The following is a 6,106-nucleotide window of genomic DNA, read 5'->3' on the forward strand; positions in this document are numbered from 1 at the left end:
CATTTATCGCTGAAGGTCACACGCGAGCCGCCGAAAACAGCGCCATTTTTGTCGGAGAAACGTGTCGGCTTTTCTATTGCCGGATAAACGCGGCTTTGGCATGATCCCGACATGCTCATCGGATATGCCCGCGTCTCCACCCAGGACCAGAACCTCGACCTCCAGCGCGACGCGCTGACCAAGGCCGGGTGCGAGCGGCTGTTCGAGGAGAAGAAGTCTGGCAAGGCCGGCACCAAGCGCCCAGCCTTTGAGGCGGCACTCGCCTTCCTGCGCCCCGAGGACGTGCTCGTGGTCTGGAAGCTCGATCGCCTCGGCCGCTCCCTTGTCGAGATGATGCGCACAATCGACGGCCTGCGGGTGAAGGACGTGCACTTCCGCTCCCTGACCGAGCAGTTCGACAGCGCTACCGCCCACGGCCGCTTCGCCCTGCAGATGCACGGCGCCATGGCCGAGTATTTCCTCGACCTCAATCGCGAACGCACCATGGAAGGGTTGAAGGCCGCGCTCGCTCGCGGTCGCAAGGGTGGCCGGCCGAAGAAGCTCAGTGAGGCCGATTTGGAAGCAGCCCGGGCCATGCTCACGGCCGGCACGATCAGCGTGGCCGAGATCGCCAAGCGTATGGGCGTCAACCGCGACACCTTCTACAGCTACTTCCCCCGCGCTCGCGCCAACAGCACCGCCGAAAAGGGCTGAGCCAAGCGTGGCAGGTGTCGCCGCGGAGGCCTGCCCAGCTTAAGAAACCTCCGGTAGAGGTGACGATATGCCAACCTTTGATGCCGCCTCGCTCGGGACGCCTTGCACGGATCCGACCAGGTGCCGAGCTGACATGTTGATCAGACGCCCAGAACTCGCCGCTGCTCTGCTTGCGGCGGCCCAAATCGCCGACCGGGACGTAATCGCAGCCTTCGTCGCCGACGCAGCGACGCAGCCGGCCCCGAACCCGTTCCCGCAGACCAGCGCCGGCGCCGTACGCCAAGTCTGGCGGCAGCGCGCGGCGGAGTTTCAGTCGTTCGACATTCAGGCAGCTGGCCTCGCCTGCCTGCTCGCGGTGGTCTCCGAAATGCGCGTGGACGCGGTGCTGGTGCAGGAGATCCTACGGGCTGGGCCGCACACCGCGAACGTGTTTCACCGCGGGGACGACTGCCAGATCGTCGGCGCTGTGCTCTATGGCAAGCCCGGTTGTGCTCTGCCGGCTGTCCCGGTGCCGCGAGTGCGGCGCCGGGGCTCCATCCTCCGAACGCGCATCCCTGCAGATCAACTCGACCTATTCGCATAGGCGGCAGCTCGATGGCCGCGGATCAGATGTGGATCCCGAACCGCCTTGTCGCGCAAAGCTACCAGCCTGCGGGTTTGGCGACCATTCTGCCATTTGGGAGCTGCACTGGGTCGGGCAACTGGCACGGCCCGACATACGGTTGGATGTGCCGCAGATGGCTGGCGACGGCTTTCAGCGAGCTGGCCGGTTGCGCCGAAGGGGCCAACAGCGTGACCGGCAGACCAACCTCCTGTGTCACGATGCGAATGGGCTCTACTAGGTCCGTATCGTTCGTTATAACGGCCGCCTCATCGAATTTTCCGGTGAAGGCGTCGCGCACCAGGTGAACCCCTAGGTTCACGTCGGAGCCCTTCTCCTCGGTTTTCCAGACATAGGCCACCTGGGGCGCTGCCCCGGCCGGGAGCGTCATTGGGGGACGGAAGTCGGCCGGGTGCACCAGCCCCGACCACTTCTTGGAGACCAGAAAATTCCCGTAGTGGATCGTCACGCCCGGCAGAGCCTCGATGGCCCGCAGATAGGCATGCTGCCGCGCCGGAGCCGTGGGATCGAGCCGGCCCGACACGCGAGCTGTGTAGTAGTTCACGCCGACAATCTGGCAGGAGGCTGGCAGGACGGCTTGGCAGAGCGCCGCGACGTCAAGCCACTTATGCGCCGTCCCTTTCAGGGCACGGTAGTAGAGGTTGAAGCCGTCGATATAGACGATGGTTCGGGACACGGCGGCTCGTTAGATATGCAAAAGGCCGCCGGGCTTGCGCCAAGCGACCTTTGGGCCCACGGCACGCCGTGGGTGGGTTATGATTACGATGTGGTGCTGGAGCCGCAAAATGTCAAGGCCACCTGCCTTCTAAGGCCTTGTGATCGCACCAAAAATCCCTGTCGACCCCCCGAATACACCCGTCAAGACGCCAGTTTTGCGCAAGATTTCAGGTGCAGTAGTTGCTTTACGCATAAATTCGTGGCAGATTTCAGGGATAGAGCATAATCGGAGCCGACATGCCAAAGGCAGACGAACTTATCCCCAGGCTCACATCCGCTCTGCCCCGTGATCTGCTCCTTGATCTCCTCGACATGAGTACGGCCAGGGCTCTTCAAGCCCATGAGGTCATCCGCGATCACACCGATTTGAAGGGCAAAAACGCCCGGGGAGCCGAGGGCCAAGTTCGCTTCCGTTTGATGGAAAAAGGCTTCCAAGACGTTTGCGAGTTGCACGGGGGCATCGCCCTAGCTGGAGGCTTGTTGCCAGGCACGGAGCTGAATTTTTATCAGCCCTTCATGCGGTTTGAGGGTGACCGGGGTGGGGTCGTCCTAGCGCTTGCGTCAATGCCGGGGCGGCGAGAGTTGCCGACCAAAAATCAGTCGCGGGCCAGTGGCGTCACGTTGAACTATCACCTGACCCCGCGCCTCTGCCTGGATGCCTCCGATCCGAAGCCGGGCGACATCTTCGTTCTGCTCCTGGTCGCGCGCGATCCCGCCCGATCTGGGAAGGTCGATGAGATCGCCATCGGAGCTATCGACTCGAACTACAGCACCTACCTATTCTATGAGACGGTAGAGGCGTTTATGGCCAACTACGTCATTATCTCCGAGCCGAAGACGGCTCCGGAAGCTGCGAGTGCGGCCGAGGCGAAGCCGAGCTTGGTCAAGCTGAAAGCGGCCCGCAAGCCATTCAAGCCGCCGGAGGCTCCAAATATCGCCGGCGAAGGCCAGTCAGATAACAAGGCGTAAAGTCGAGAGAGGGTTCAAAGCAGTGCAGCTTTGGACCTTTTGGAACAAAGCAGGAACAACAAGATGCGTGTTGGTACACCTGGGTTCGTCCCCGAGCGTCTGAAAGAGGCTCGGATGGCACGACGGATTTCCAGCATGTCCGCGCTTGCGCGGCTTATGAGCATTAATCCCAGCACCGTATCGCGCTGGGAGGATGGCTCCTCGGCTCCGGACACGGACGCACTATTGCGCTTGGCGGAGCAGTTTAGTGTTCGCCCGGAGTATTTTCTTCGTCCATTTCTCGATGATGGTAGGCCTGTGTTCCTGCGCTCCCTTTCATCAACGCTTGTACGCGACCTCGATTACCAGCGCGCCCAGATGCGCTGGCTCCAGGAAATCAGCAGCGTGGTTGAGCACTACGTGGACTTCCCTTCGGTGGATATCCCTGACGTTCTGGCAGGCGCGAGCTATCGTCAGCTCCGAGAGGAAGATCTTGAGCGGATCGCTCTCGACCTTCGCCGGCATTGGCGCCTTGGCGAAGGCCCCTGCACCGATGTGGTCGGCTTGATGGAGCGCGTCGGTTTCGTGCTCGGCTCGATCGAAATGGGTACGGCGAAGCTAGACGGCCTTTGTAGCTGGTCGCCCATCGATGGTCGGCCACATGTCCTGCTCGCGACCGATAAAATGTCTTTTGCCCGCCGCCAGATGGATGCAGCCCATGAGATGGCCCACGGGATATTGCATCGAAACGTTGCTCCTGAGGAGCTTAAGCATAATCTAAAGTTCATCGAGACACAGGCCTTCCGGTTGGCTAGCGCGTTCCTTCTGCCATCCACCACTTACCCCATCGAAGTGCGCTCGCCCTCATTGGCTGGTTTGGTGAGCCTAAAGGAACGTTGGCGTGTGTCCGTCAAGGCGCAGATCAAGCGCCTTTCAGATTTAGAAATAATCCCCGGAGATTTCGCCGCTCATCTATATAAACTCTACTCTGCGAAAGGATGGTCGCGCGAAGAGCCGCTAGATCGGCAATGGAACCCGGTTGAACCTCGCCTTCTATCTGACGCTTTGCACTTAATTGTTGAGGATGGCGGGCGAACTAAGTCAGACTTGTTAGCTCTAGAATTCACCATGTCGGCGGGAGACATAGAAAACCTTGCTGGCCTTCCCAATGGCTGGTTCTCCCGTGAGCGAGCCGACGTTGTGCGACTTAAGCCATCTGAAACATCGGGCGAAGCGCGCTCCGAGATGGGTGGTTCCGTTCTCCCGTTTCCATGGAAATCACGCTGATGCGGATAATCTGAGCAAAAACAGAAAAAGTCCGCCATATCGTAGGGAGGATAAGAATAATCCTACCCTGATTTCGCGGACACAGGGAGATTAGCTCGCGGTCCGTTCGGCCTGCTCAGGCATGAGATAGCCGAGTGCCGAATGGATGCGCTGTCGGTTGTAGTAGCCCTCGATGTAAGCGAACAGGTCGCGCCGCGCATCTCCCTCATCCATATTCTACCGCTCTCGGCCTTCGCGTACTGATTGCACGGGAGGGACCTGATGCTCCATCCCACGATCCTGGCGCGTTCGCTCACTGCGCCGCCGCGTGCGGTCCTTTTCGTTCGAGACTGGGGCGACCAACACGACATGGCTTCCGTCCGGAAATAGCTCCAGGGGCACTGAACGGCGTACCGTCACGCGAGCCTCGGGCGTCTGCACCTTACGCAGGGCCGTGAGGACCCACGCTTCGAATGCCCGAGCCTCCCCCTCGTCCGCTTGGGCGTCGACCGCGAGATGCACGGCCGCATCCGGATGCCGGGCGACGACGTGGGCGAGCGCGCTGCCGATCTCAGGACCATCGCCGCCCAGGCCACAGATCAGGGCACGGTCCGGCTGCCCGTCCTGCTGATACAGGCCCAGAGCCTCGGCCTTCGTTCGAGCCACGTAGATCCGCTCCGGCGCGCGTCGATCCCCCAGCTGGACCAAACCCGTCGTACCCTGCTGCCCGTTCCCCGCCGCCTCACCGGTTCCATCGGCCTGCTCGATCCCCAACAGGCGGCCGCTCTGATCCCGGCGGGCGAACACCATCCGGCCTCGAGGATCGATCAGGACATCGGCGCGGAGCTGCTCCAGGCCAAGCGGCAGCAGACCCCGTATCGCGGTCGCGGCGGTCAGGATCTCCCGCCTCAGACCCTGCCATAGGATCGCGGCGAGCCGGCTGATCCGCCCCTTCTGACCCGGAGCGTCCGAGGCGAACGGGATCGCGTGATCTGCTCGGCTCGGCTGCGGGATCGGGTACGCTGCGGGGGCATGCAGGCGTTCCTCCATGCGCTGCCGCAACGCTCGGGTGGCGGGCGACGGTGTGCTTACCGAGGCCGCGGCGATCCCAGCGATGGCCTTCCTCCAGGATCCCGCGCGCTCCAGGCCCATCCTGCCGCCGTGCGGCACAGGGACGTCGCGCGACCGGACTGGCGCACCACACCAGCCACGCAGGTCAGGCCCGGCGTAGTCGGCAACGTTCGTTTTGCCGCCGCTGCCTGCGGCCTCCGACAGATAGGCCTGCCGGATCTCGCTGTGGCTGACCGGGACGAGTGCCGGGTGCAAAGCGCCTCGGCCAACCGGCAGACCGCGCTCTTCCGCCCGGATCCCGGAGCGCGCCGCCTCCAGCCGCTCCCGGATCCGATCCGTGTCGACGTAGAGCCGCACAGTGCGCCGGTGCCGCGTCATCGCCACGTAGGTCGCCTCCGCTCCCGTGCCGCGCAGGTCGGCCACGAACGCCTCGTCTACCGTCACGCCCTGTGCCGCGTGCGTGGTCATGGCGTAGCTGTGCTGGAGTCTTGGCACCTGCGGCTCGCCCGGTTCGCGGCGCCCGACCAGCGCGCTCGTCCGGGCGCTCAGCCGCGCCCCGTTCTTCGCCAACTGCAGCGTCAGCACCGGATCGGCCGGATCGCCGGAGAGCGCCTCGACGCGCGCCAGGTCGGCGTTGCGGATCGTCTGGCCATCGACCTCCACGCTCTCCCCGAATATCACCTCGTCGCCGGCCGCCAGCACCAGCGCCTCGGCCCGGCCGCCTCCGCGCGGGATCGCGGCGACCTCGACGTCCTCATCCTCCGGTAGCTGTAGCGGCGCGCAATCGAA

The 6,106-nt window shown here is 63.2% G+C and carries 6 protein-coding genes and 1 pseudogene; 4 read left to right on the plus strand and 3 right to left on the minus strand.

Going from position 1 to position 6,106, the window contains the following annotated elements:
- Positions 1 to 111: 111 nt before the first annotated feature.
- Positions 112 to 693 carry a recombinase family protein gene (locus tag MFF22_RS21590; RefSeq protein WP_122163189.1) on the plus strand — a complete coding sequence of 194 codons (582 nt, stop codon included), beginning with the start codon at positions 112 to 114 and terminating at the stop codon, positions 691 to 693.
- A gap of 133 nt (positions 694 to 826) precedes the next feature.
- Positions 827 to 1,276, plus strand: coding sequence for a hypothetical protein (locus MFF22_RS21595; RefSeq protein ID WP_238252642.1), 450 nt, complete (start codon positions 827 to 829; stop codon positions 1,274 to 1,276).
- Between the two features lie 58 nt (positions 1,277 to 1,334).
- On the opposite strand, the gene MFF22_RS21600 is transcribed toward MFF22_RS21595, so the two are convergent.
- Positions 1,335 to 1,991, minus strand: coding sequence for an NYN domain-containing protein (locus MFF22_RS21600; RefSeq protein ID WP_122163185.1), 657 nt, complete (start codon positions 1,989 to 1,991; stop codon positions 1,335 to 1,337).
- Positions 1,992 to 2,269: 278 nt separating this feature from the next.
- On the opposite strand from MFF22_RS21600, the gene MFF22_RS21605 reads away from it, so the two are divergent.
- The gene (locus MFF22_RS21605) at positions 2,270 to 3,001 is read left to right on the plus strand and encodes a hypothetical protein (protein WP_238252643.1); all 732 of its coding nucleotides are present in this window, start codon (positions 2,270 to 2,272) and stop codon (positions 2,999 to 3,001) included.
- Between the two features lie 63 nt (positions 3,002 to 3,064).
- On the plus strand, positions 3,065 to 4,267 hold the full coding sequence (locus MFF22_RS21610; RefSeq protein WP_283206202.1) for an XRE family transcriptional regulator: 1,203 nt from the start codon (positions 3,065 to 3,067) through the stop codon (positions 4,265 to 4,267).
- 90 nt (positions 4,268 to 4,357) lie between these two features.
- On the opposite strand, the gene MFF22_RS24725 is transcribed toward MFF22_RS21610, so the two are convergent.
- Both MFF22_RS24725 and MFF22_RS21615 read right to left on the minus strand, forming a co-directional pair.
- On the minus strand, positions 4,358 to 4,480 hold the full coding sequence (locus tag MFF22_RS24725; protein ID WP_283206203.1) for a hypothetical protein: 123 nt from the start codon (positions 4,478 to 4,480) through the stop codon (positions 4,358 to 4,360).
- 3 nt (positions 4,481 to 4,483) lie between these two features.
- Positions 4,484 to 6,106: pseudogene (locus MFF22_RS21615) on the minus strand (hypothetical protein); the annotation flags it as partial.

The sequence above is a fragment of the Methylobacterium persicinum genome, assembly GCF_022179525.1.
GTDB lineage: Bacteria > Pseudomonadota > Alphaproteobacteria > Rhizobiales > Beijerinckiaceae > Methylobacterium > Methylobacterium persicinum.

Excerpts from the sequence above, each read along its gene's own strand:
- MFF22_RS24725 (WP_283206203.1), bottom strand. The coding sequence starts at position 4,480 with ATGGATGAGGGAGATGCGCGGCGCGACCTGTTCGCTTACATCGAGGGC.
- MFF22_RS21590 (WP_122163189.1), top strand. The coding sequence starts at position 112 with ATGCTCATCGGATATGCCCGCGTCTCCACCCAGGACCAGAACCTCGAC.
- MFF22_RS21610 (WP_283206202.1), top strand. The coding sequence starts at position 3,065 with ATGCGTGTTGGTACACCTGGGTTCGTCCCCGAGCGTCTGAAAGAGGCT.
- MFF22_RS21595 (WP_238252642.1), top strand. The coding sequence starts at position 827 with ATGTTGATCAGACGCCCAGAACTCGCCGCTGCTCTGCTTGCGGCGGCC.
- MFF22_RS21605 (WP_238252643.1), top strand. The coding sequence starts at position 2,270 with ATGCCAAAGGCAGACGAACTTATCCCCAGGCTCACATCCGCTCTGCCC.